Raw genomic sequence first — 25,042 nt, 5'->3', positions numbered from 1 at the left:
TTCAGCGAACGACCAATAGATTTTTTGCCCATAAACGCTGGTTTCAACCTTCAGCAATCCCAAATTGTGGATAAAGCTCCATTGTATTGAGCAATAAGCCAGATTATTTACGCAAACGTTCCCATGTAAAAGCAAATTGACCAAAACAAATGAGCAAGGCTTAGACAAGGTCCTTGATTAACATTTGTTCGTTCTAAATGCCTGTGAATTAGAGGAAAATTGACAAAATCAAGTCGACTCTCTTATCCGGCTTTGATGAAAACAACCGATATTTGTGCTCCTTTTTAAGAAGTTACGATCATCAACCTCCAATATGAAAGATTTTCAATACATCACTGCCTCTCATCCTCAGTATATCGAAAGCTTGTATTCCGATTTTATAAAAGACCCCAGCACTGTTGATCCCGATATGAAGCGATTTTTTGAAGGATTTGATTTTGCTGTAAGCAGTGGGGCTGCAAACGGAACAACTCCTGCTTTAAATGGCTCGGCGGCAGCCGCTCCGGCGGGTATCGATTGGATGCGTGAGATCATGGCTTACCGCATGATCCTTGGTTATCGCAATAAAGGTCATTTGTTGGCAAAAACAAATCCTATCCGTAAGAGGAAAGATCGTGGGGCAAATATTGAACTGGCGTTTTATGGTTTCAGCGAAGCTGATCTTGATAAAGAATTTTATGCAGGTCAGTTGATCGGCCTTGGTAAAACAACACTTCGCAATATTCAGCAGTACATGGAGAAATGCTATGCATCGCATGTGGGTGTTGAATTCAAATATATAAGCGATCAAAAGAAAGTTGATTTCCTTACTAATGCATTTGAAAAAGAATTTCATCAACCCCTGCCGTTAAACAAACGCAAACGTGTGTTGGAAAAGCTGAACCAGGGTGTAATGTTTGAAAAATTTCTTCATACAAAATACATTGGCCAAAAACGTTTTTCACTTGAAGGTGGTGAAACAACTATTGCAGCGTTAGATGCCATCATTAATACAGCTGCCAATAACGATGTGCATGAAGTAGTGATTGGTATGGCGCATCGTGGTCGTTTGAATGTGTTGGCAAATATCATGGGTAAAACCTATGAACAAATATTCAGTGAGTTTGAAGGCACTGCCAAGATGGATCAAACGATGGGTAGTGGTGATGTGAAATACCATATGGGTTATGGTAGTGAAGTGGAAACATTAGATGGTAAAACTGTTCACCTGAAATTGATGCCGAACCCTTCGCATCTTGAGGCTGTTGATCCTGTTGTGGTAGGTTTCAGCCGTGCAAAGGCCGATATCATGTACAAGAGTGATTTCGATAAAATACTTCCTATTCTTATTCATGGTGATGCATCGGTTGCTGGGCAGGGTGTGGTGTATGAAGTATTGCAGATGAGTTACCTCAAAGGTTATTATACCGGCGGTACCATGCACTTTGTGATCAATAACCAAATCGGTTTTACAACAGACTTTAATGATGCTCGTAGTGCTGATTATTGCACATCATTGGCATCAATGGTACAGGCTCCCGTTTTTCATGTAAATGGTGATGATGCAGAAGCTGTTGTGAAAGTTGTGGAGATTGCCACACGTTACCGTCAGGAATTTAACAGTGATGTATTTATTGATATGGTGTGCTATCGTAAACATGGACATAACGAAGGTGATGATCCGAAGTTTACACAACCGCATTTGTATGCGCTGATCGAGAAGCATCCGAATCCACGGGAAGTTTACACCAACTATTTATTGGAGAATGGTGAACCTGATGCAAAAGCATTAGCACAGGAAATGGAAAAGAAATTCTGGAGCGATCTGCAGGAACGCCTCGATGATGTAAAACAAAATCCACTTCCTTATCATTACCAGGCACCGGAACTTGCATGGAAAAGTTTACGTCGTGCAACAGCAGAAGATTTCTTTCAATCACCTGTAACAGCAATCAGCGAAGCTAACTTTGATAAAATATTTGCATCGATCATGAAATGGCCCGATGATTTTAAGCCATTGAAGAAAGTTGAAAAGATTATTCAGGATAAAATAAAATTATACAACGACGAAAAGAAAGTTGATTGGGCAACCGGTGAACTGATGGCTTATGCAAGTTTGATGATTGATGGAAACGATGTGCGTATGAGCGGACAGGATGTTCGTCGTGGTACATTCTCTCATCGTCATGCTGTGTTGCGTGATGAAGTAACTGATAAAGCATATAACCGTCTTGCACATATTGAAGGAGCTGCCGGTCATTTCCGTATTTACAATTCTTTGTTGAGTGAATATGGTGTGCTTGGTTTTGAATATGGTTATGCAATGGCTAATCCTAATGCATTGGTATTATGGGAAGCACAGTTTGGTGATTTCTGTAATGGTGCACAAACCATGATCGATCAGTTTATTGCTGCCGGAGAACAAAAGTGGAACCGTATGAATGGCGTTACCATGTTGTTACCACATGGATACGAAGGACAAGGCCCTGAACATAGCAGTGCAAGAATGGAACGTTTCCTGCAAATGTGTGCGGAGTTGAATATGGTGGTAACAAATATTACTACTGCATCTAACTTATTCCATGCGTTGCGTCGTCAGTTGGCATGGAGTTTCCGTAAACCATTGATCAACTTTTCGCCAAAAGCAAATCTGCGTCATGCAGGAAGTTATTCACTGAAAGAAGAATTTTTAAGTGGTGGTTTTAAAGAAGTGATTGATGATCCAACAAGTCCGGATGCAGCGCAAGTGAAGAAAGTATTTTTCTGCAGTGGTAAAATGTATTTTGATCTTGCTGAACGCAAAGCAAAAGATAACCGTACTGATGTTGCTATTGTTCGTCTTGAACAAATCTATCCACTGCCTGTACAACAGTTAACGGCGTTGTATAATAAGTACAGCAAGGCAACCTGGTTCTGGATACAGGAAGAGCCGCTAAACATGGGTGCTGCTTCGTTCCTGCAAATGAACCTGAAAGAAATTAACTATGGTGTTATCAGTCGTTCAGCATCAGCTTCAACTGCAACAGGTTTTAACAAAGTTCACCAGCAGGAGCAGGCAGAGATCATTGATACGGCATTTGGAATTTAAAAATATAAAAGAGATCATGTTAAGCCCGTAACATCCGTTACGGGCTTTTCTTTTGCACTGTTATGGTTATTAAACGCACAGTTATAACCATGCTTTGCTTACATGTCTTTAAAGTATTATTTTGTTGCACTATCCAAAACACTCAATATGATACCCCTGAAAAAGCAACCATTTCTTCTTTTCTTTTTTTGTATTTCTTTCTTTGTCGTTCAGGCGCAACAACACCCGTTCTTTGGCAGAACGGGTAAGCAGGTTAAAAGAGCCACTCAAAGCAAACCTTTTTTTAATGCAAGAGTTACCGGTACTGATAGTATGGGATTTGGAGGTGAGCCGGGAGTGGTGTGGGATCGATTGGTTGGCGAAGTGTTTCCTGAATCAACGTATGATTATGTTTATAATGTTATAAGACTTGCAGATGGTTCGTTTGCCATCAGCGGTTCCATCAACACCGAATCTGTCTCCAATCTGGATGGATTCATTATAAAAGCAAATGCAGATGGGCGGGTCTTATGGAAAGTAAGACTAGGTGTGCGTAGCGAAGACTTTTATCCATCTATTTGTGCAACCCCTGATGGCGGCCTTGTTGCCACGGGGCCCTTTTCGATTGATTCTTCTGATAAAACACCAGTTATAAAACTAAGTTCTAGTGGACAGTTAGAGTGGCAAACTCTTATACATGACTCAGTAATTTCAGATTGGGGTATTGATATCATACTCGGTGGGGATGGAGGGTATATAATAAACGGCACAAGAAATATTAATATAGTTGATACTTGCAATCCATCTTTAGGAAATAAAGACTCCTTATTTAATGTTGTTGTTAAGCTAGGTAGTTCAGGTCAATTTTTATGGAATAAAAACTATTTTATTGGAATTAATTACGCCACAATTAATAATAGCACAAGTATAATAAGAGTGCAAGACGGATTCGTAAGCATGAATAGTTTTGGAGAGGTTAAAGGCAACTGCGCCGTTGATGTTATTCCTAGTGATTTAGTATTATTGAAAATTGACAATGCAGGTAATCTAAAATGGAGGAAAAGATTCGGAGGAGGTAAAGATGATTATGGATATTCTGTTAAACAGTTGCCAAACATAAATCTCTTGGTATTAGGTTCGACTAATTCTGCAGATGGAGATTTAATTGGAGTTAATAATGATACAACTCAAAGAGTAGCGTGGAAACTTATTATAAATGACACGGGTCAAATCATTGATAACAAAGTTTATAAGTTGAGTGATGGTGGAGATGACCTTTTCTATCGTGGGTTAATAAAAAGCGATTCCACTCTTATGCTTTTGGGGAATACGGAAATTGCTGATTCAGTTAACATTTATGGTTATGTCAGTCATATTCTCAAAATTGATAAGAAAGGGGCTGAAGAATGGAGAGCAATCTATCCTGATAAAGCTATTATCGCAATTGATACGATCAATGAAAAGGAGTTTGTGTTTGGAGCTATTGACAACACAATTGAGATTGGTTCCTTTGGCAAACTCGGTCAAATCAGCAATATCACAGGCTCTGTTTATTACGATCTCAACAAAAACAACAAAAAAGATACTAATGAACCTTATGCCAACAAGTTTCTTGTTACATCAGAAAAGACAAATTACAGTCGGAGCAGTGTGGCTACCAATGGATGGTTCAGGAATGATGTTGATACCGGCAACTATACAACAACAGTAAGGCTTAACAATGATTATTATGTGTCAGTGCCGGCAGTGAAGCAAACAATTTTCACAACTTTATTCCAGAACGATACCGTTCATTTTGCATTGCAGCCCGTTGCAGGCAAACGTGATTTAGGCATCAGTTTAATACCTGTTACACCTGCACGGCCCGGCTTTAACGCAAAGTATAAGCTTACGTTTCGGAACAGTGGAACTGATACAATTCCCAACGGAGGCGTCATATTAATAAAGGATGCGAGAGTAACGTTGGTTTCTTCAATTCCTGCAGTGGGTTTAGTTACTGGTGATAGCTTGCTTTGGTCGTTTGGTGCTTTCAAACCATTTGATGAATACACGATTAATATTGAATTGAAGTTAGCCGTACCTCCAACAGTAAACAACGGTGATACATTACGTTATGCTGCCGCTATAGTTCCTGCAACAGGAATTGGTACCGATCTTACACCTTTGGATGATACTGCAAGGCTTGCCCAGGTTGTGGTTGGTTCTTACGATCCGAATGATAAACAGGAAAATGTAGCAGGGAAAATTCCGTTAGCAAAAGTTGCAATAGGCGAAGATATTCAGTACCTCATCCGTTTTCAGAATACAGGAACAGATACCGCTTTCACCGTTCGTATTACAGACACACTTGATACAAAACTAAACTGGAACAGTTTGCAAATGATAGGTGCCAGTCATTCCTACAAAATGACCGTTGTTGATGGGAATAAGATCAGCTGGACTTTTCCCAATATAAGCCTTCCTGACAGCAATGTGAACGAACTTTTGAGTCAAGGTTATATTGCGTTCCGCATAAAAGCAAAAAACAATCTTACTTCTGGCGAATATTTTCAAAACAAAGCTTCAATTTATTTCGATTATAATTTGCCGGTTGAAACAAATAGAACTACAACCGTTGTATCAACAGCTATCATAACGAGTGTTCGTAATTTGTCAAATGATGAAATGAAACTTGTCACTTTGCCTAATCCTTCAAACGGCAATTTTTATGTAAAATTGAGTGGAAAACTTACAGGTAAGTTTGAGTATACCGTAGTTGATTTGTATGGAAGGATTTATCAAACACAAACTCTTGAAAGAATAAGTAATCAGGATACCCAGCTAATTCCCCTTTATCTGAATCGCCTAGGCGCCGGAGTTTATTACGTTGTGCTAAAACAAAAGGGCAAAGTTTGGCAGCAGAAGATCGTTTTGCAATAAATCTGCTAACTATCGTAATAACATAGCCCCTTATGTGAGGGGTTGTTTTTTTATTACTGCTACTGTAGGTATTTTCTTATTTTTCTATCTGTTTTTCCCCGAAATTTGCAACACTCTCAACCAACGAATTGATATGATTGATATAAAAGTTCCTACTGTAGGTGAATCGATAAGTGAAGTTTCATTATTAAAATGGACCAAGCCCGATGGAGCATGGGTAGAGCGTGATGAAGTGATCGCTGAACTGGAAAGTGAAAAAGCAACCTTTGAGATCAATGCCGAAAAAGCAGGTATCCTGAAACATGGTGCAAAGGAAGGTGATACGCTCAATATTGGTGATGTTGTTTGTCAGATAGATGAAACAGCAGCTAAACCTGAAGGAGCGGCAGTTTCTGAAGCACCTGCAGCAGCAAAAGCCCCAAAGAAAGAAGAAACAAAATCAACAGCTCCTGTAACAGCAGTTGCAAACGATATAAAAGCAACACCCGTTGCAGCAGCAATCATTGCTGATAAAAAAGTTGATCCTCAAACAATCAAAGCATCTGGTACCGGTGGTAAGATATTAAAGGATGATGTGTTACAGGCCATCTCCAATCCCGGTAAGCAGGCATTCAAAGGTGCAGAGTTGTTTAGCCGTAATGTGCGGAAAGAAAAAATGAGCAACCTGCGTAAAACCATCAGCCGTCGTTTGGTGGAAAGTAAGAACACCACTGCAATGCTCACCACTTTTAATGAAGTGGATATGACTCGCATCATGGAGATCCGTACGAAGTACAAAGACAAATTCAAAGAATTACATGGTGTGAATCTGGGCTTCATGAGTTTCTTTGGAAAAGCTTGTGCCATTGCATTAAGCGAATGGCCTGCAGTGAATGCATCCATTGATGCTGAAGAAATTATTTATCATGATTATGCAGATATTTCAATTGCTGTTTCTACGCCACGTGGTTTAACGGTGCCTGTAATGCGCAATGTTGAAAGCATGAGCATGGCTGATGTAGAAAAGAAAGTAGTTGAATTAGCTGGTAAAGCAAGAGATAATAAATTAACGATGGAAGAACTTACCGGCGGTACATTCACCATCACCAATGGTGGTGTGTTCGGAAGTTTGATGAGTACACCCATTATTAATTTGCCGCAAAGTGCTATCTTAGGAATGCATAAAATTCAGGAGCGACCAATGGCAGTGAACGGACAAGTGGTGGTTCGCCCAATGATGTACCTGGCATTAAGTTATGATCACAGAATTATAGATGGAAGAGAGAGTGTGAGCTTTTTAGTTCGTGTAAAGGAATTGCTGGAAAACCCTGAACTGTTATTGTTCGGAAAAGATCCGGTGAAGACTTTGTTAGAAGTATAAAACACCTCGTAACTTCTAACGGTTACTTGCATAATGAGTCCCGCTTTGTAGCGGGACTTTTTTTATTCTCCTCCCTGAAGGGGTGAGGGAATTATCGAATCTTGTCTTCCTGTTTATCAATAACTTCTTTTCTTTGCAGCCATGAGCCGTTACTATTCATATATCAATTCTGCTAAAGAGATTATTACGGCTTATAACGGTGCCGAACCTTTTGCATCGCATCTTAAAAAACAATTTGCTGCTAATAAAAAGTTTGGGAGTAAAGACAGGAAACAGATCACACAGCTTTGTTATTCTTATTTCCGTTTGGGGAAGTCTTTACCGGAAATTTCCATGGAAGAAAGAATATTAGCCGGATTATTTCTCAGCAGCAGAACTTCAAACGAACTGCTGCAGCATTTAAAACCGGAGTGGAATGATATAATTGAAACAAGCAGAGAAAAGAAAACAGAACTGTTGAATAGTGTTGTTGATGCTCCTTCTGTTTTTCCATTTGCCAATGAGTTGAGTGACGGAATTGATGTGGATGAATTTGCATTTAGTCATCTGCAACAGCCGGATTTGTTTTTACGAATACGACCCGGACGAAAAGAAACGGTACTTCATCAATTGAAAGCAGCAGACATTTCTTTTCAGTTGATCGGGGAGAATACAGTTGCATTACCAAATGCAACAAAGATCGAAGATGTTGTCATGCTGAATAAAGATTCAGTAGTGCAGGATTACAGTTCGCAAAGGGTAGGAGAGTTTCTTGGAAATCTGAAATCTGAAATCGAAAATCAAAAATGGAACGTTTGGGATTGTTGTGCAGCCAGCGGTGGGAAATCCATCATGGCAAAAGATATTCTGGGTGATATTGATTTAACAGTAAGCGATGTACGTGAAACTATTCTCATCAATTTAAAAAAACGTTTTCAAGAGGCAGGGATTAGAAACTACAAAAGTTTCGTTGCGGATCTTTCAAACTCATCATTCATCACTCATCACTCATTATTCGATCTCATCATCGCCGATGTTCCCTGCAGTGGTTCAGGTACCTGGGGACGTACGCCTGAGCAATTATCTTTTTTTCAAACATCATCCATTGAAACATACAGCATCTTACAGAGGAATATCATTTCCAATACAGTTGGACAACTAAAACCGAGGGGGTATTTTTTATACATTACCTGTTCAGTATTTAAGAGAGAAAATGAAGATAGCGTTGTGTGGATGCAGGAAGATTTGAAATTGAAGTTAGTAAAACAGGAAGTAATCAAAGGTTATTCAGTTAAGGCTGATACTATGTTTGCTGCATTATTAAAGAAATAGCTGTTATTGCTTCACAAATTCCTCTACTGCATACCGTTGTCCATCTTTCATTACAACTAATAAGTAATTGCCTTTTGCCAGGCTATTAAGTGAGAAGGAATGTGTAACCATTCCGTTTGGTTTATTGTATTGTTCTGTTAGAAGTAATTGACCGGTAGTATTATAAACAGTCAATATAAATCGTCCATTGCTTTGTTCTGTAAATTTCAATTGAAGCGAATTTTCAGCAACAGGATTTGGAAACAACTGTATTTTTTTATTGATGATGGATGGATCATTGATGTTAGTGGTGTTACATCCACTACCTGCAATTACAGAGAAAGAATCAATAGCATAAGCACGATAACCTGAAATACTTGTATCAATTACTTCTACTATCCTGTAATCAATAGTTCCCGCCACAGTTACCAAATCATTGTATTGATAATTCTGTGCAGAGAATGTTGAGCCTTTTGCTGCAACGGTTTGAATGTTATTATAACTGGATTCACCCGGCAATTTTCGCTGTACAATGTATTGCATGGTTGAAATATCCTTGCTGTTCCATTGCAGATTGACCGTGCAATTTGTAATGGATGCACTCATGTTTGAAAGTTCAGCTAAAATTATTCCTGTTGCTTTTTTCATATCAGGTAAACCGTAGCCATATTGTTCATGCGGTGCTGTATACCGGTCAGCGCTTTTTCTTAAAGTTTCAATGATCTTATAACTGTTGAATTCAGGAAACAGTTGCCACAAACAAGTTGCAAGCCCTGCCATGTTTGGTCCTGAAAAAGATGTGCCACTACTGGTACCGACTGTTCCGCCTGAAGTTGAAAGAAATGTTCCCTGCCCCACAGAAACAACATCAGGTTTTATTTGTCCGTCACTGGTTGGTCCAAAACTTGAGAAACCACCAATTATTCCTGTACTGTTTACGGCACCAACACTTAATACACTATCGGCATCAGCAGGTGCCACAATATATTTCCATGGCTTGTTACCTTCATTGCCCGCACTGTTCACAACCAGCATTCCTTTTTTTGCAGCAAGATCTGCGTACCGGCTTACAATAGTTGTATTACCATTCATATCAGCATAGGTATGATTATAAGCAGGGTCATCAAAGGTGCTGTAACCAACTGAAGAAGAAATGACATCAACACCGGCGCTGTCAGCATACTCAGCACCTGATCCCCAGTTGTATTCTTCAATCAATTGTTCACTACCTACATCTTCTGTACGTAGTAAATAGAACGATGCATTAGGAGCGGAGCCAACATAACTTCCCGGTATATTCCCTGCGACAATGGAAAAACAGGCCATGCCATGTGCATCATCTTCATTCACACTGGCTTCATTCAATACAAAATCTCGAGTGGCGAGTATGCGGTTTTGAATGCGTACACTATCGAAGAATGGATTGCTGAGATAACCGAAATATCCTCCATCTAAAAATGCGATCTGCATGTTATGTCCTCGTGCGCCGATGTTATGCAGAAACTCTCCGTAATGGATTTTTATTTGTGAAGCTGTATTTCCATAATTCAATGAATCAGCAAACGGTTGTTGCACTCGTAGATTTGTGAAAGAGTAGGGAATGATGTTGTATGATTTGTTGCTGATAAGTCTTGCGTTCACTTTTCGGTAAGCAATACTATCTCTCTTCTTCACAAAAGGGAATGTATTGATCTTATTTAATGCGGCTGCATCACTTGTTTGAATGATCACCGCATTCATCCAACGTAACCGGCCAAGGATCGTAACGCTCCCTGCTAAACGAATACTGTCAACATATTTTTCAACAACAGGCAGATCTGTGCTGTCAACAGCAATACTATATTTTGTTCTTCTTGCTATAGCTCTTGCAGATAAATAAGCAGAAGGCTGGGAGAGGGAGAAAGTTGTTTCGTTTTTATCAGTAAGAAAAATAACATGCTTGGTTCGCTGACCGTTACTTTCAACTGCTGTAAACAGTATGAAAAAAACGACCAACAAATAACATGTGCTTTTCATGAATTTTTAAGACTGAAATTTAGTTCTTATCGATCATCCACATCTTTACACCAAAGCCAATACGCACGGGATCATACGTGGTGATCACATTTGGTGGAGTGCCGGTTGTTCTTGGGCGTGGTTGATTTTCCCAAAGTTGAAATTCACGAAATACAAGGCCTACATTTTTTGCATACTTCTCAACAGATAATTCACGTGAAGCAAAAGAGGTATCTGTAACGATGGGTACATTTTCGGATTCATCAATGTGAAAAACAGTCGTTACATCAGTCAATTGATTGCCGCCAATTGTTTCGTTTCCGTTTACTGTTTCAAATTGAAATTCCCATAAACTCATATTTGCATCAATGCTGATAGGGAACTCAGGGTTGTAAGGGCGGTTCGGCAAATATGAATTTCCTTTCCAGGTAAAACCTTCAATTGAGGGCAAGTTGAGTTTAATTACACGTAAGTTATTTTCGGTTACCTCTAATTTTTTATCGACCGGTGTTATAGTATAAGTGCCATTGGCTACCCATGGCCCGGTTCCCAACGAATCTGTGATATAGGTTGTAACTATCCAGGTGGGCCGGTTTTGATTATCTACACCTTTACGCTCGATGGCATGCTTAACACGATAGCGGTGTATTTCCGTTGTTTTACCTGTATTGGTAAAAACCAAAGAGTCCAATCGATAAGTAATGTATTTGCCAACTTGCAGTGGAACAAGTTCATCAAGTGTAAGCGATTCAAGTGTTTCGGTGCGTTTACAGCTACTCAACAGGAAAAAAAGGCAGCAGGAAAGCAAGGCTGTTTTACGTAAGAGGACGGCAGGAATTCCTTTGAATTTCATAAATTAAAGTTAGTTAATGATTTCGGGTTTCGCATGCTCTTAAGAGTCAAAATCACGGATCAATGCTGCATAAAAAAGGCACGCAAAGCGTACCTTATAACGTATATGTTTTGAAATCATTGTTTTAAATGATGGGTTTCCGCATAATAATGCCTCCACCAATTACCTCATCGCCTTCATAAAACACAGCACTTTGGCCGGGTGCAATGCCTTTAGCCTCCTCATAAAACTGAACGTTAACAGTGCCATCAGCATTTGGGTAAAGGTTTGATAGCGTGCCTTTATCCTTATATCGGATCTTGGTAATGGCTTCCATGCCGGGAGTAATGGTATCATATTTCAGCAAATTGATCTTGCCCACCTGCATTTCCTGTTTGTTGAGATCTTCCTCATCACCTAAAACAACGGTGTTGGTTTCCGGAAGGATCTCGGTTACAAACACGGGCTTCCCAAATGTAATATCCAATCCTTTGCGTTGACCAATGGTATAGAACGGATATCCTTTGTGCTGCCCCAGTACCTTACCGCTTTTATCAACAAAATTTCCGCCATTCACTCTTTCTTCCAGTCCATCTACACGGCGTTTTAAAAAGCCACGGTAATCATTATCGGGCACAAAACATATCTCGTAGCTCTCTGCTTTTTTCGCCAGTTCAGGATAGCCATAGTCCAGGGCCATTTGCCTGATCTCTGTTTTACGATAACCACCTAACGGAAGCAGAGTGCGTTGCAGCAGATCCTGTTGTAACCCCCATAATACATAACTCTGATCTTTTGTTTCATCCACACCTTTGCTGATGAAGTAACGGCCATTATCATGTTGATGCACTTTTGCATAATGCCCGGTTGCAATAAAATCACAGTTCATGGCGTCAGCTCTTTTCAGGAGTGCCCGCCACTTGATATGTGTATTGCACAACACACAGGGGTTGGGTGTGCGGCCATTCAGGTATTCATCCACAAAATTCTCGATCACAAAATCACCAAACTCTTCACGTATATCTAAAATATAATGTGGGAAGCCATGCTGCACTGCAGCTGCCCGTGCATCATTAAAACTATCGAGGTTGCAACAGCCGGTTTCCTTCTTTCCTTTGGTACCTGTTCCGCTACTGGCATAATCCCATGTTTTCATGGTAATACCCACCACTTCATAACCCTCATGATGTAACATGAGAGCCGTAACGGTACTGTCAATACCGCCACTCATTGCTACTAAAACTTTTCCTTTACGGCTCATGATCAAATTAATTTCTGTTACTGCTTTAAAAAAAAGCAAGATGCAAAATTACGGGAAAAGCCCGGTTTTAAAGGATACTGAAAGTTGAGCTGTGTTATGGGTAAGATCTGTGTGTGCTGATGTGTTGGGAAAATCTCAACACATGTTTTCACTTATCCTAAAAAAATTCCTACTTTGCCCGCTCTACAATAATTTATTCAGTACTAAAAATTACATTATGATCAAGTTACAGGTAATCGGAAATCTGGGAAAGGATTGTGTATCAAACACAGTGAATGGAAAGAATGTGATGAACTTCACCGTTGCTCACACAGAAAAATACAAAGACAGTACCGGCGCTCAGCGTGAAAAAACCATTTGGGTTGATTGTGCTTACTGGAGCGATCGTACAGGTATTGCCCCTTATTTGAAGAAAGGAACACAGGTATATGTTGAAGGTGCACCTGAAGTGCGCACATATCAAACACAGGATGGAAAAAGCGGCGCATCATTATCATTGCGTGTGCTCAGCATTCAATTATTGGGAAGCCGTGTAAGTGAAGGTTCTGGTGGTGGCTATCAACCACAGGGCGGTGGATACAGTGCACCTTCAGCACCAATGAATGAAGCTCCAATTGGTGGCGATTCAGACGATCTTCCGTTTTAATCTCAGAGGTTCATTTATACAGAAGCCTGTCTTGCGAAGACAGGCTTTCTTTTTATAATGATATTACAATATGCCTTCATCTGCAAAACTGAAATATCCATCTTCACTCACAATGATGTGATCGATCACATTCATGTCCAGTATCACCGCAGCATCTTTAATTTTCTTAGTCAACATTTCATCGGCCCGGCTTGGTTTTAAACTTCCACTCGGATGGTTATGGCAAAGAACAATATTCACTGCATTATATTCCAGCGCCTTCTTTAAAATGATGCGTGGGTCAGCAACAGTACCGGTTATACCACCTTCACTGATCACTTCCATATGATTGATCTTATTTGCCCGGTTGAGGTAGGCCACTGCAAACACTTCGTGCAATTTATCCTTCAATTGTGCCTGGAAAAACTGTGCAATATCGCCACTTGTTTTTACGCTTTTTTTCAGTGATTCTACGGCCTGTCGCCTCCGTCCAAGCTCCAATGCCGCAGCTATTGTTACAGCTCTGGCCTCTCCAATGCCGTTGGTCTTCATCAAATCTTTCAGGCTTAATTTAGCCAATTCATTAATGTCATCTTTTGATCTGGTTAGCAGTTCTTTAGCCACATCTACTGCTGATTTTTTTGAAGTGCCGGAGCCAATTAAAATGGCAATTAATTCTGAGTTACTAAGAGCATCTGCGCCCTTCATTAAGAGCTTTTCCCGGGGTCTGTCGTCGGTTGCCCATTGCTTAATGGTAGTTTTGGTGTCTTGCATGTTCCAATTTAACATCTTAAATTCACTTATCCAATCATCCGAATAAACCATTATTGTATGCACCTCGACCCTAAATCATCTGGAACCCAATTGCGGTCATCTCTTATCCTTTTTATCATTGTGGGTAACCTTTTATTTTCTGCCATCTTCGTTATGTCGATGGGGGTGCAGGTAGTAAAATCTGGTAACAATCTGCAGCAACAGGCAGAAACGAAACCTGCAACTGATAAGGAACAGAAGCTGATTACATTGGCACAAATTAATTAACGCTATTGTTATAAACTGTAGCAAAAGAAACCGGGCGGAGCTTTTAAAATTTTTCAAAAGTTGGACAACCGCCCACGAGTCCCGTCACAAGCGGGACTTTTTTATGTGGATAAAGCCATATCAACTGTTTCCCTCAAAGTTGCATTGAAGCACTTATCTTCGCCGCACATTTCACCCCTTTACAAACTATAGTTCAATGAACCCTTCTGCCAAGATATTTTCCGGCACAGCATCGAAGTACCTGGCCGAGAAAATTGCAGCCAAATTCGGCATTCCTTTAGGTCAAAGTCTTACACAAAAATTCAGCGACGGCGAACTTCAGCCAATGTTCCAGGAAAGCATACGAGGCGATATTGTTTTTCTGGTGCAGAGCACATTTTCACCCGCTGAGAACATTTTGGAATTATTGCTCATGATCGATGCGGCTAAACGAGCATCGGCCTATAAAGTAATTCCGGTTATTCCTTATTACGGCTATGCCCGCCAAGACAGAAAAGACAAACCTCGTGTAGCCATCGGCTCCAAGCTTGTTGCCAACATGTTAGAAGCGGCCGGCGCCGACAGGGTCATAACCATGGATCTTCACGCAGCACAGATCCAGGGGTATTTTGATATACCTGTTGATCACCTGGAATCATCGTCTATTTTTATCCCTTATATTGAGAGTTTGAAGCTCGAAAACCTTACCTTTGCGGCCCCCGACGTAGGAAGTGCCAACAGGATAAGGGAAGTGGCCAGCTATTTTGAAGCCGAAATGGTGATTTGCGACAAACATCGCAAGCGTGCAAATGAGATAGCAAGCATGGTGGTAATTGGTGATGTTACAGACAGAGACGTGGTATTGATCGATGATATCTGTGACACGGGAGGAACGCTGGCAAAAGCAGCAGCTCTTTTAAAAGAAAAAGGTGCAAGAAGTGTAAGAGCACTTATTACACATCCGGTGTTGAGTGGCAAAGCTTACGAAAACATTGAGAACAGTGTATTAGAAGAGTTGGTGGTTTGTGATACGATCCCACTCCAAAAAGAGAGTAAAAAGATCAAGGTGTTGAGTGTGGCCGAATTATTTGGCGTGGCACTTCGCAACGCTTTTGAAAACAAGAGTATCACCAGTTTATTTATGCATGCACAACGCAGGGATAAGTAAACCACAAAAACGTAATTTTTTAAATTAGATAAACAATGAAGACAATTACTATCGAGGGTCACTTGAGGACCGAAAACGGGAAGAAAGCCGCCCGTCAACTTCGCTCTCAGGAAATGGTGCCTGGTGTAATTTATGGAGGCTCTGAAGAAATTAATTTCTACGCTCCTGCCAAAGCATTTAAAACTTTGGTTTACACTCCCGATTTCCAGGTTGCTGAAATAAACATTGATGGCAAGAGCTACAGAACTATTCTGAAAGATCTGCAGTTTGACAAAGTGAGCGACAAATTAGCACACGTTGATTTGCTAGAATTGGTAGACGACAAAAAAGTTATTGCTACTATTCCTTTGAAATTTACTGGTGCTGCGAAAGGTGTGAAAGATGGCGGTAAATTAATTACCAAAATCAAATCACTTAAGATCAAAGCTTATCCGAAGTATTTGAAGGAAGCTATTGAAGTGGATCTTACTCCGCTTGAATTGAATGGTAACATCCGTGTTGAAGATGTAAAAGCAGATAACATGGAAGTATTGAACTCTCCACGTATTCCTATTGCATCTATCGTGTTAACACGTCAGTTGAAACAGGAAGAAGCAGCTGCTCCTAAAAAATAAGAGCAAGTTGTTAACTATAGAATCCCCCTTTTACGAGGGGGATTTTTGTTTTAGTAAAGTGAACTTTATTGATATTTGCGAACACGAAATGCCATAAACTAAACATACAAACCGAAAACGATTATGGACATGCTATGTGGCCAAAATCAATTAAAGTGAATACATGAAATTTTTGATCGTTGGTTTAGGAAATATCGGTGCCGAGTATGCGCACACCCGTCATAACATAGGTTTTGATGTGGTGGAGGCATTGGCTTCAAAACATAATGCAACATTTAAAGTAGATCGGCTGGCAGCAGTTGCTGAAATAAAACTGAAAGGAAAAAACTTGGTATGCATTGAGCCATCTACTTATATGAATTTAAGCGGCAAGGCCGTTAAGTATTGGATGGATAAAGAAAAAATTGCTGTTGAGCATGTGCTGGTGATTGTTGATGAACTGGCGCTGCCATTAAATAAGATAAGGTTAAGACCAGGTGGGAGCGATGCAGGCCATAATGGCCTCAAGAGTATCCAGGAAACATTACAAACAACAGCCTACCCTCGGCTGAGGTTTGGTATTGGAAACGATTATCCGAAAGGGAAGCAGGTTGATTTTGTTTTGGGTAAATGGAGTGATGCTGAAATGCCCATTGTAAAAAAGAAGATCGAAGCAACCTTAGAAGTAATTGAAAGCTTTGTACTCACCGGGATTGAACGCACCATGAACCATGCAAACAAAATTGAGATAACACTTTAATTTTCAAGTTTCAAATACTATCTTCGCTAACATTTCTGTTGATACTGTCCTGTATCATTAAAATCCCCTGTCCTTTTAAAGACCTTTCATTCACCTGATTCTGAACCAAAACCATCGAACCGATGAAAATCTTTTGCGTAGGGCGTAACTACGTTGAACATGCCAAAGAACTGGGCAATGATGTGCCGGATGAGCCTGTGATCTTTCTCAAGCCGAAAAGTGCATTCCTTCAACCGCACATGCCTTTCTATTACCCCGAATTCACCAACGAACTTCACTACGAGGCCGAGCTGGTGCTACGTGTTTCAAAAAACGGGAAATACATTCAGGAACGTCATGCTTCCAAATACTATAATGCTTACACCATCGGCATTGATTTTACAGCCCGTGATCTGCAACAACAACTGAAAGAAAAAGGATTGCCTTGGGAAATTTCCAAAGCATGGGATAATTCTGCAGCTGTTGGTAAGTTTATCGACATCAAGCCTGGTATGAACCTCGGTAACATCAATTTCTGTTTATACAAAAACAAAGAAATGGTGCAGCAGGCAAACAGCAGCCAGATGATCTTTACGTTCGACCAGATCGTTGCATACGTATCGCAATTCTTTTCACTCAATATTGGTGATTTGATCTTCACCGGAACACCGGTTGGTGTTGGTGAATGTGTGGTAGGTGATATATTGGAAGGATTTATTGAAGATGACAGCCTGCTTGAAGTAGAAATTAAATAACCAGCTCTTGAATTATAATTGAGCCATTCCTTATACGGAATGGCTTTTTTGTTACAGTTCCTTTATTTTGCAGCTCAATTGCTTGGCATGATGAATCTTGAAACTTTGCGGAAGGCTTATAAACTCATGAGTTATGCGCAACAAATGGCAGAAACCTATGAGAGCAATCGTTCCATTTGTAAATACGTTCACTCAACTTCACGTGGGCATGAGGCTATTCAACTGGCAACTGCTTTTCATTTAACTCCTGCCGATTGGGTGAGTCCATACTATCGAGATGAAAGTATGTTGCTTGGTCTTGGTTTTGAGCCGTATGAATTAATGCTGCAATTACTTGCTAAAGCAAATGACCCGTTTACAGGCGGAAGGGAATATTACTCCCATCCCAATTACAGGGGAACAGATAAGCCAAACATCATCCATCAGAGCAGTGCAACAGGCATGCAGGTAATTCCTACTACCGGCGTGGCACAGGGGCTGAAATATCTTCAACAGATCAAATCAGATCAATTCATAAAAACAAGTGACGGACAATTGCCTGTTGTTGTTTGCTCCTTAGGCGATGCAAGTATTACAGAAGGAGAAGTGAGTGAAGCATTTCAATTTGCAGTGCTGAAAAAATTACCGGTCATTTATTTAGTGCAGGATAATAACTGGGGCATCAGTGTGAGTGCGGAAGAAGCAAGAGCAATGGATGCGTATGAATATGCTGGCGGGTTTCCGGGTATGCATCGTATACGTTGCGATGGCAGCGATTTCAACGAAGCATATGAAACCATGCAACATGTAGTTGATCATGTGCGTACTCATCAGCAACCTTACCTGGTGCAGGCGTATGTGCCATTGCTGAATCATCATACAAGTGGTGTGCGTAAAGAATTTTACAGAAGCAAAGAAGATCTTGATCAACATTATAAAGATGATCCGTTTCCGAAATTGAAACAACTTTGTTTGGAGTTTGGAATAAATGAAAGTGAGCTGCAACAATTATTTGAAGAAGCAAAGCAAACAGTTACTGCTGATTTTGAAAAAGCGGTGGCTGCGGCCGAACCTGATCCATCAACTGTAACTGATCATGTATTTGTACCAACTGCTGTAACAGAAGAAAAAGGTGAACGTTCACCGATTGGTAAAGAAAAGATCATGATGGTGGATGCAGCTTTGTTTGCAATTCGTGAAGTGATGGAAGAATATCCGGAAGCATTGTTATACGGACAGGATGTAGGCAGAAGATTAGGCGGTGTGTTTCGTGAAGCAGCTACTCTTGCAGAACAGTTTGGTGATCATCGTGTGTTTAACACAGCTATACAGGAAGCATATATTATTGGTTCAACTGTAGGCATGAGTGCAGTGGGAGCAAAGCCGATTGTTGAAGTACAGTTTGCAGATTATATTTATCCCGGCTTAAATCAATTGGTAACAGAGATTTCCAAATCATCGTACCTAAGCTGCGGAAAATTTCCTGTGCAAACCTTGATACGTGTGCCGATTGGTGCATATGGTGGTGGAGGTCCTTATCATAGTGGCAGTGTGGAGTCAACTTTACTCAGCATTAAAGGAATTAAAGTTGTGTATCCATCAACTGCTGCTGATATGAAGGGATTAATAAAAGCAGCATTTCTCGATCCTAATCCGGTGGTGATGTTAGAACACAAAGGTTTGTACTGGAGCAAAGTGCCCGGCACGGAGGAAGCAAAAACTGTTGAACCATCCAGCGACTATATTATTCCATTGGGAAAAGGGAGAATAGTTGCAGAAGCCGATGACGAGTTGATTGATGAAGGAGAAAGTTGCTGCATAATCACTTATGGCATGGGTGTGTATTGGGCAATGGCAGCTGCCAAACAGTTTGATGGTGCGGTAGAAATTATTGATCTGCGTACATTATATCCACTCGATGAAGAATTAATTTTCTCTACTGTAAAAAAGCATGGGAAGTGTTTAGTGCTTACAGAAGAACAGCAGAATAATTCTTTTGCCGAAGCATTAGCATATCGGATTACCTACAATTGTTTTCAATGGCTTGATACGCCTGTAGAAGTATTAGGCGCTCTTAATCTTCCTGCAGTGCCTATGAACATGGTACTTGAAGCTGCTATGTTACCGAATGCTGAAAAAGTAAAAGACAGACTTTGGAAATTGTTCCGATCCTGACCGTAAAATATTCCTGTTACCATAAACAGGAGAGGTTAGTTCAGTCAGCAAACTGTGAATTATATAAGGGTAAGGAATAACTATGTAATGATTGTTATATAGGATAATCTCATCTTCGTCTACAATCAGTTTCCAGCAAAATTGTGTTGCCTCGGGTTTAATGGTGAACAGCAATGGCAATTTGCATTAACTGGCTTTATAATTTTTAAATAATAAAAACAGTATATGAAACTTCAGTTAAAGGCGGTATTAGTTGCAATTGTATTTGCTACAACAGTACAGGCGCAACATGTAAATATTGGTATTAAGGCAGGATTAAATCTCTACAACATTAAGAATAGTAATGATGTAAAATATGATATGAAAGCGGGATTGCATGCGGGCCTGCTTGGGCATATACATGTTACTGATAATTTTGCGGTGCAGCCTGAATTGCTTTTCTCGTCACAGGGAGCTAAATACGAGACAGGTGGTACAGAAACAAAGCTCAATCTCAATTACCTGAACGTTCCGGTTTTGTTGCAATATATGTTTGATAATGGCTTCAGGGTTGAAGCTGGCCCACAACTTGGATTTCTTTTAACGGCAAAGTCCGATAACGGGACTACCAAAACAGATATTAAACCTAATCTTAAACCCATTGATTTTGCTTTAGGTCTCGGGCTGGGTTACATTCATGTGCCTTCTGGTTTTGGAGTTGATGCCAGGTACAATTTGGGACTCACAAACATTAATGATGAAGATATTACTGCTGTAAAATCAAACAATAGAGGTTTCCAGATTGGTGTATTCTACCAGTTTAAACATCACTAAAGGTTGATGAGGGCAAAATAAAAAACACCGTTAATCTTAACGGTGTTTTTTTAAATCCTCTCTTGATACTTCATTAAGCTTTATAAAAAGTATACTATTTCGTTCTTAGGTGGTATTCTGAACCGGATTCGTTTTTATGTACGGGTGCTTTATCGCTGTATAAAAAAAGAAACCCGGCTATAAGCAGGGTAGTGATTAAAAAGACTAACAGTAAAAGTGAAAACTTAAAAGTATTTTTCATTCCTTACATTCAAAATATTTGGAGTAAGTAAATATGAAACAGAAGCAAAGTGCTTCTGTTGATTAAACATTGACGTTGCCTACAGATCCAAGCACACCAAACGCTTTCAACAACCAGATGACCACGCCAATTACTACTACAATATTCAGAATGTTTTTAATCTTGCGATCCATAGGGATATAGGCGTTTATCAGCCACAAGAGAACTCCCACAACGATCAGAACAATAACAATGGTAACCAACGACATAATATAGTGTTTTTGTAATAGTTTAAAGTTGCAGCATTTCCGGTTCTGTATCATTACATGATAGTAATATAAATTTATATCATTCACACATTTGCAGTGTATTACCAAACATGACCGAAATCAGTTAAACCATTCTGCGTATCAGAAACAAATTAGGTCTACCTTTAAAAGAATAGCTATATATCCTTTGTAACCAGCCCGGTGAGATTACAGGCGAAGTGGTGATAACTAATTAAGCATGGGCATATGAAGATCTACGTTAAAAATATGGTTTGCATCCGTTGTAAAATGGTTGTAAAGGATGAATTAGCCAAACTTGGAATTGAGCATGCAATTGTTGAATTAGGGGAAGTTGATATCATCAGCCCGTTTACAACCGAGCTGCACGATCAATTGAAAATAGAGCTCCTGAAGTTTGGACTTGAGTTGATGGACGATAAAAAAAGTGTACTCATCCAGCGTATTAAAAACGTTATTGTGGAAATGGTTCACTACACCGATGAGCCTCTTTCGGTTAATTTTTCCGTTCATTTAAGTGAAAAACTAAATCATGATTACACTTACATGGCTAACCTTTTCTCTGAGGTGCAGGGAACAACAATCGAAAAATTCATCATCTCTCATAAGATAGAACGGGTAAAGGAACTGCTGGTATATGATGAACTAAGCCTCACGGAAATTGCTTACCTCATGCATTACAGCAGTGTAGCTCACCTATCGGCACAGTTTAAAAAAGTCACCGGACTTACCCCCTCTTACTTTAAACAAATGAAAGATAAGCGAAGAAATATGCTGGAAGACGTGTGAATGATGTAACAAATTCACAGCCATTTGTAAAACCCCATCCGCTTATATACCTAAACTTTGTAACAAAATCTTCTGGTTTCTGGGTAGGCAATAATCTTCAGTTACCTGATGATTCACACGATGATTGTTGTCTGCTTTTTCAGTTAAAAATGTAAACATCTCATATGAGTAGCTACTATATTTTTCTATTAATTATACCGGCGGCAATTGTGATCTTCCTTGTAAAACATCTTACCGGCAAAAAGAAAGGAAATGCTGTTTCGTTATACAAAGCTGCTTTAAAGGAAGAAAATACCGGTCGTTTTGAATCTGCCATTACCCAATACGAACTTGCCTTGCAGGAGGCGGAGCGAAAAGGTTTCGATAAATCGTTAAGAGTTTTGATCAATGAAAAGCTGAAAGTGCTGCATACAATTACTGAGTACGAGAAAGAAATGCATGTACATCCCAAGGTGTACAAAATACTACCTGGAGCCAAGCTGTAAAGCTGATAGCTGATGAATGTGTGAATTATATAATGGCGTTACAGGAGTTTATAAGAATAGCGGCGGCTTATCAACTAGTTTTAATCTTCCTTAATATACAGATAATCCATACTCAACTTCCATTGGAAGTTATGGTCAAGTCCCTGTTGCCCTCCAGCAGGGACTTCTCTCTTATCCGGTACATATTTTTCTTTTATTGCGGGTATGAATCATGTAAGGATAGTTCTTCTGTTTATAACGACCGTACAGATTTGTAGAAGGAACTTTGCATTTACTATTTGTTTAATTAAGCCGCATTAACGTATAACCAATCAAAAGAAACACATGGATAAGAATGAGCATAACGGACAGATAGATACGGGAGAACTTGAAAAATCGTTGGCGCATATTATTGTTGAGATCATTGAATACATTCCTAATTCAGTGGTGATTAAGACAATCCTAAGAAAATCGTCAGGTAACATCAGTGTAATGTCGTTCGATAGTGGGGAGGGGTTAACCGAAAAAACTTCACCTTTCGATACGTTTGCACAGATCATTGAAGGTAAAGCTGATATCGTAATCAATGGTGTTTCTAATTTGTTGCAATCAGGAGAAGGTATCATTATACCTGCACATATGTCAAATTTCATCAGGCCCAATGGAAGGTTTAAAATGATTCTCACGATCATTAAAAGCGGGTATGAGTAATTGTTGAAATTGCCCCTTGTTTTTCAAGTTGATGCTGATCTCATTATCATCTATATAACAACATGATCAATAGCTCCCTCCTAAACAACCCAACTACACATATGAATGGAAGTAGCCGTGTTGAGATGCCTACCATTAAGGAAATAAGTGCCAATGGTTTTTTTGCGGTTGATCAAAAATGGAATGTCATTGAATGGAACAATGCTGCAGCTCAACTCCTGCGGGTAGAAGCCACTGAAATCATTGGGCAAAATTTCTGGAAAAAATTTGCAGGCTTATTGCCCGTTGAATTTTATGCGAATTATGATAAAGCATTTCAATTAGAAGAACCTTTCCAATTTGATGAATACTGGGCTGAAATGGGAGCTTGGTTCCAGGGAGTTATTTATGTAACAGGAAACATTTTATCAGTTTCTTTTACATGCAGCAACCAGCCTGCTAATCCCGATAAGAAAGTAAAAATTTTACGTGATCTCTACCTTTTCGTAACAGAAGTAACCAATGATTGTTTATGGGAGTGGGATCTGCAGGCAAAACAATTGTTCTGGATCGATGGCGGACATAAACGTGTGTTTGGTTACCCCGTTATCAATGCTCTTATTCCGCAAAGCTATTGGGAGAGTCGTATACATCCTGATGATAAAGAACGACTCTTAACTCGCTTACAAAACATACTTCATACCGGAACAGAGGAGAAATGGGAGGATGATTATCGCCTGCGAAAAATAGATGGTAGCTATGCTTTTGTTCACGACTGCGGACATATTTTTTATAATGATCAGCAAGTAGCAATCAGCATGATTGGTGCAACGCAGGATATTACAGCACGGAAAAATTCGGAACAACAATTACTTGCAAGCGAACAGAAATTATCGCTTATAGCAAAGCAAACAATTAATGCAGTAATTATTACCGATGCTGATCAACACATTACCTGGGTAAATGATGCGTTTACCAGCATTACCGGTTATGAGGCAGAAGAAGTGATGGGCAAAATACCCGGCCATTTTCTGCAAGGAGAAGCAACCGATCCTGCAGCCGTTGCTTATATGAACGAAAAAATAAAGAGCAAGCAGCCTTTCGATTGTAAGCTCATCAATTATACCAAAACAGGACATAAATACTGGGTACATATTGAAGGACAGGCGTTGTTAAATGGACAGGGAAATGCTGAACAGTTTTTTTCTATCCAGGCCGATGTTACGGAGATGATGGAACTGGAAGATAAATTAAAAGACGAGAGAATCATCAGGCATCGGGAAATTACAAGCGCCGTTATTTCTGCCCAGGAAACCGAACGTGCTGAAATTGGAAGAGAGCTGCACGATAATCTCAATCAATTGTTAGCTGTAGCCAAATTATACATTCAGATGGCCAAAAAATCAGCCTCAAAACGGGATATCTATCTTGATAGATCCTGTGGATTAATTACAAACGTAATTGACGAAGTACGCCGCATTTCCAAAATGCTTGTTGTGCCTGGTATGCACGAAATTGGCTTGATTGATAACATTCAAAATTTGGTAAACGATCTTTCAGACGTACACCCGGTTGATTTTTCTTTTCATTACGATCCATCACTTTCAGAAACACTTGGTAAAAAATTGCAATTAACGATTTTCAGAATCGTACAGGAGCAGTTGAGTAATATTCTTAAACACGCCAAAGCCAAGCACGCTACAATTGATCTGGTGATGAAAGATAACTTACTAGACCTCCTGATCACAGATGATGGCGTTGGCGCTGTTGCAAATGTTAAATCGTTAGGAGTAGGAATTATAAATATCAGGAGCAGGGCAGCTCTTTATCAGGGTACAGCAGATGTCATTTCTTCGCCAGGTAAAGGTTACGCACTTCATGTAACATTCCCGGCAAATTATATTTATAAAGACTAAATATATTACGTAGAACTAATGGCAACAACGAAGAACTTCTGATCAGGAGCTCTTCGTTGTTTGTTTATAGAGTATAAGAAGAATTTCAAAATTTACAGCCTGACAG

21 protein-coding genes are annotated in these 25,042 nt (G+C 39.8%); 16 read left to right on the top strand and 5 right to left on the bottom strand.

The genetic code is table 11. The annotated features are described in order from the left end of the window. The first annotated feature begins 313 nt into the window (after nucleotides 1-313). The 4 genes from WG954_RS20485 to WG954_RS20470 all read left to right on the top strand — a co-directional run bounded on the left by WG954_RS20485 (nucleotide 314) and on the right by WG954_RS20470 (nucleotide 8,636). Nucleotides 314-3,067 (top strand): 2-oxoglutarate dehydrogenase E1 component, encoded by a 2,754-nt coding sequence (locus WG954_RS20485; protein ID WP_340438886.1) that lies wholly within the window; start codon nucleotides 314-316, stop codon nucleotides 3,065-3,067. A 147-nt stretch (nucleotides 3,068-3,214) separates the two neighbouring features. Next, nucleotides 3,215-5,965, top strand: a complete 2,751-nt coding sequence (locus tag WG954_RS20480) for a DUF7619 domain-containing protein (RefSeq protein WP_340438884.1) — start codon at nucleotides 3,215-3,217, stop codon at nucleotides 5,963-5,965. Between the two features lie 133 nt (nucleotides 5,966-6,098). Further along, nucleotides 6,099-7,325 carry a 2-oxoglutarate dehydrogenase complex dihydrolipoyllysine-residue succinyltransferase gene (gene odhB / locus WG954_RS20475; protein WP_340438883.1) on the top strand — a complete coding sequence of 409 codons (1,227 nt, stop codon included), beginning with the start codon at nucleotides 6,099-6,101 and terminating at the stop codon, nucleotides 7,323-7,325. 141 nt (nucleotides 7,326-7,466) lie between these two features. Beyond that, entirely contained in the window at nucleotides 7,467-8,636 is a 1,170-nt protein-coding gene (locus WG954_RS20470; protein ID WP_340438882.1) for an RsmB/NOP family class I SAM-dependent RNA methyltransferase, read from the top strand. A gap of 3 nt (nucleotides 8,637-8,639) precedes the next feature. On the opposite strand, the gene WG954_RS20465 is transcribed toward WG954_RS20470, so the two are convergent. The 3 genes from WG954_RS20465 to mnmA all read right to left on the bottom strand — a co-directional run bounded on the left by WG954_RS20465 (nucleotide 8,640) and on the right by mnmA (nucleotide 12,703). Further along, the gene (locus WG954_RS20465; RefSeq protein ID WP_340438881.1) at nucleotides 8,640-10,631 is read right to left on the bottom strand and encodes a S8 family serine peptidase; all 1,992 of its coding nucleotides are present in this window, start codon (nucleotides 10,629-10,631) and stop codon (nucleotides 8,640-8,642) included. 19 nt (nucleotides 10,632-10,650) lie between these two features. Further along, entirely contained in the window at nucleotides 10,651-11,463 is an 813-nt protein-coding gene (locus tag WG954_RS20460) for a hypothetical protein (RefSeq protein ID WP_340438880.1), read from the bottom strand. A gap of 124 nt (nucleotides 11,464-11,587) precedes the next feature. Continuing rightward, a complete protein-coding gene (gene mnmA / locus WG954_RS20455) occupies nucleotides 11,588-12,703 on the bottom strand; it encodes a tRNA 2-thiouridine(34) synthase MnmA (protein ID WP_340438879.1) in 1,116 nt (371 codons plus the stop codon). A gap of 217 nt (nucleotides 12,704-12,920) precedes the next feature. On the opposite strand from mnmA, the gene WG954_RS20450 reads away from it, so the two are divergent. Then, nucleotides 12,921-13,349 (top strand): single-stranded DNA-binding protein, encoded by a 429-nt coding sequence (locus WG954_RS20450; RefSeq protein WP_340438878.1) that lies wholly within the window; start codon nucleotides 12,921-12,923, stop codon nucleotides 13,347-13,349. A gap of 63 nt (nucleotides 13,350-13,412) precedes the next feature. Here the strand turns inward: WG954_RS20450 and radC are convergent, their stop codons facing one another. Continuing rightward, a complete protein-coding gene (radC, locus tag WG954_RS20445) occupies nucleotides 13,413-14,102 on the bottom strand; it encodes a RadC family protein (protein ID WP_340438877.1) in 690 nt (229 codons plus the stop codon). A gap of 57 nt (nucleotides 14,103-14,159) precedes the next feature. On the opposite strand from radC, the gene WG954_RS20440 reads away from it, so the two are divergent. From WG954_RS20440 to WG954_RS20410, 7 genes are all read left to right on the top strand, one after another. Beyond that, a complete protein-coding gene (locus tag WG954_RS20440) occupies nucleotides 14,160-14,369 on the top strand; it encodes a hypothetical protein (RefSeq protein ID WP_340438876.1) in 210 nt (69 codons plus the stop codon). A 196-nt stretch (nucleotides 14,370-14,565) separates the two neighbouring features. Then, the gene (locus WG954_RS20435) at nucleotides 14,566-15,516 is read left to right on the top strand and encodes a ribose-phosphate pyrophosphokinase (protein ID WP_340438875.1); all 951 of its coding nucleotides are present in this window, start codon (nucleotides 14,566-14,568) and stop codon (nucleotides 15,514-15,516) included. Nucleotides 15,517-15,551: 35 nt separating this feature from the next. Further along, nucleotides 15,552-16,130 (top strand): 50S ribosomal protein L25, encoded by a 579-nt coding sequence (locus tag WG954_RS20430; RefSeq protein WP_340438874.1) that lies wholly within the window; start codon nucleotides 15,552-15,554, stop codon nucleotides 16,128-16,130. A gap of 163 nt (nucleotides 16,131-16,293) precedes the next feature. Further along, nucleotides 16,294-16,869, top strand: a complete 576-nt coding sequence (gene pth / locus WG954_RS20425) for an aminoacyl-tRNA hydrolase (protein WP_340438873.1) — start codon at nucleotides 16,294-16,296, stop codon at nucleotides 16,867-16,869. Between the two features lie 122 nt (nucleotides 16,870-16,991). Continuing rightward, nucleotides 16,992-17,603 (top strand): fumarylacetoacetate hydrolase family protein, encoded by a 612-nt coding sequence (locus WG954_RS20420; protein ID WP_340438872.1) that lies wholly within the window; start codon nucleotides 16,992-16,994, stop codon nucleotides 17,601-17,603. Between the two features lie 87 nt (nucleotides 17,604-17,690). Next, on the top strand, nucleotides 17,691-19,757 hold the full coding sequence (locus WG954_RS20415; RefSeq protein WP_340438870.1) for an alpha-ketoacid dehydrogenase subunit alpha/beta: 2,067 nt from the start codon (nucleotides 17,691-17,693) through the stop codon (nucleotides 19,755-19,757). 225 nt (nucleotides 19,758-19,982) lie between these two features. Beyond that, nucleotides 19,983-20,570, top strand: coding sequence for a porin family protein (locus tag WG954_RS20410; protein WP_340438869.1), 588 nt, complete (start codon nucleotides 19,983-19,985; stop codon nucleotides 20,568-20,570). A 303-nt stretch (nucleotides 20,571-20,873) separates the two neighbouring features. Here WG954_RS20410 and WG954_RS20405 read toward each other — a convergent pair whose 3' ends face one another. Next, nucleotides 20,874-21,059, bottom strand: a complete 186-nt coding sequence (locus tag WG954_RS20405) for a Thivi_2564 family membrane protein (RefSeq protein ID WP_340438867.1) — start codon at nucleotides 21,057-21,059, stop codon at nucleotides 20,874-20,876. Between the two features lie 246 nt (nucleotides 21,060-21,305). Between WG954_RS20405 and WG954_RS20400 the strand changes: the two genes are divergently transcribed. The 4 genes from WG954_RS20400 to WG954_RS20385 all read left to right on the top strand — a co-directional run bounded on the left by WG954_RS20400 (nucleotide 21,306) and on the right by WG954_RS20385 (nucleotide 24,936). Next, on the top strand, nucleotides 21,306-21,866 hold the full coding sequence (locus WG954_RS20400; RefSeq protein WP_340438866.1) for a helix-turn-helix domain-containing protein: 561 nt from the start codon (nucleotides 21,306-21,308) through the stop codon (nucleotides 21,864-21,866). 164 nt (nucleotides 21,867-22,030) lie between these two features. Further along, nucleotides 22,031-22,351, top strand: coding sequence for a hypothetical protein (locus WG954_RS20395; RefSeq protein WP_340438865.1), 321 nt, complete (start codon nucleotides 22,031-22,033; stop codon nucleotides 22,349-22,351). A 324-nt stretch (nucleotides 22,352-22,675) separates the two neighbouring features. Then, entirely contained in the window at nucleotides 22,676-23,041 is a 366-nt protein-coding gene (locus WG954_RS20390) for a cupin domain-containing protein (RefSeq protein WP_340438864.1), read from the top strand. A gap of 62 nt (nucleotides 23,042-23,103) precedes the next feature. Then, nucleotides 23,104-24,936: a sensor histidine kinase gene (locus WG954_RS20385; protein ID WP_340438863.1), complete on the top strand. Its 1,833-nt coding sequence runs from the start codon at nucleotides 23,104-23,106 to the stop codon at nucleotides 24,934-24,936. Nucleotides 24,937-25,042: the final 106 nt, after the last annotated feature.

It is taken from the genome of Lacibacter sp. H375, assembly GCF_037892425.1.
GTDB lineage: Bacteria > Bacteroidota > Bacteroidia > Chitinophagales > Chitinophagaceae > Lacibacter.
Note: the sequence above shows the minus strand (reverse complement) of the source record. Positions and strands in the feature narration are given on the sequence as shown.

Excerpts from the sequence above, each read along its gene's own strand:
- WG954_RS20485 (WP_340438886.1), top strand. The coding sequence starts at position 314 with ATGAAAGATTTTCAATACATCACTGCCTCTCATCCTCAGTATATCGAA.
- WG954_RS20480 (WP_340438884.1), top strand. The coding sequence starts at position 3,215 with ATGATACCCCTGAAAAAGCAACCATTTCTTCTTTTCTTTTTTTGTATT.
- odhB (WP_340438883.1), top strand. The coding sequence starts at position 6,099 with ATGATTGATATAAAAGTTCCTACTGTAGGTGAATCGATAAGTGAAGTT.
- WG954_RS20470 (WP_340438882.1), top strand. The coding sequence starts at position 7,467 with ATGAGCCGTTACTATTCATATATCAATTCTGCTAAAGAGATTATTACG.
- WG954_RS20465 (WP_340438881.1), bottom strand. The coding sequence starts at position 10,631 with ATGAAAAGCACATGTTATTTGTTGGTCGTTTTTTTCATACTGTTTACA.
- WG954_RS20460 (WP_340438880.1), bottom strand. The coding sequence starts at position 11,463 with ATGAAATTCAAAGGAATTCCTGCCGTCCTCTTACGTAAAACAGCCTTG.
- mnmA (WP_340438879.1), bottom strand. The coding sequence starts at position 12,703 with ATGAGCCGTAAAGGAAAAGTTTTAGTAGCAATGAGTGGCGGTATTGAC.
- WG954_RS20450 (WP_340438878.1), top strand. The coding sequence starts at position 12,921 with ATGATCAAGTTACAGGTAATCGGAAATCTGGGAAAGGATTGTGTATCA.
- radC (WP_340438877.1), bottom strand. The coding sequence starts at position 14,102 with ATGCAAGACACCAAAACTACCATTAAGCAATGGGCAACCGACGACAGA.
- WG954_RS20440 (WP_340438876.1), top strand. The coding sequence starts at position 14,160 with ATGCACCTCGACCCTAAATCATCTGGAACCCAATTGCGGTCATCTCTT.
- WG954_RS20435 (WP_340438875.1), top strand. The coding sequence starts at position 14,566 with ATGAACCCTTCTGCCAAGATATTTTCCGGCACAGCATCGAAGTACCTG.
- WG954_RS20430 (WP_340438874.1), top strand. The coding sequence starts at position 15,552 with ATGAAGACAATTACTATCGAGGGTCACTTGAGGACCGAAAACGGGAAG.
- pth (WP_340438873.1), top strand. The coding sequence starts at position 16,294 with ATGAAATTTTTGATCGTTGGTTTAGGAAATATCGGTGCCGAGTATGCG.
- WG954_RS20420 (WP_340438872.1), top strand. The coding sequence starts at position 16,992 with ATGAAAATCTTTTGCGTAGGGCGTAACTACGTTGAACATGCCAAAGAA.
- WG954_RS20415 (WP_340438870.1), top strand. The coding sequence starts at position 17,691 with ATGATGAATCTTGAAACTTTGCGGAAGGCTTATAAACTCATGAGTTAT.
- WG954_RS20410 (WP_340438869.1), top strand. The coding sequence starts at position 19,983 with ATGAAACTTCAGTTAAAGGCGGTATTAGTTGCAATTGTATTTGCTACA.
- WG954_RS20405 (WP_340438867.1), bottom strand. The coding sequence starts at position 21,059 with ATGTCGTTGGTTACCATTGTTATTGTTCTGATCGTTGTGGGAGTTCTC.
- WG954_RS20400 (WP_340438866.1), top strand. The coding sequence starts at position 21,306 with ATGAAGATCTACGTTAAAAATATGGTTTGCATCCGTTGTAAAATGGTT.
- WG954_RS20395 (WP_340438865.1), top strand. The coding sequence starts at position 22,031 with ATGAGTAGCTACTATATTTTTCTATTAATTATACCGGCGGCAATTGTG.
- WG954_RS20390 (WP_340438864.1), top strand. The coding sequence starts at position 22,676 with ATGGATAAGAATGAGCATAACGGACAGATAGATACGGGAGAACTTGAA.
- WG954_RS20385 (WP_340438863.1), top strand. The coding sequence starts at position 23,104 with ATGATCAATAGCTCCCTCCTAAACAACCCAACTACACATATGAATGGA.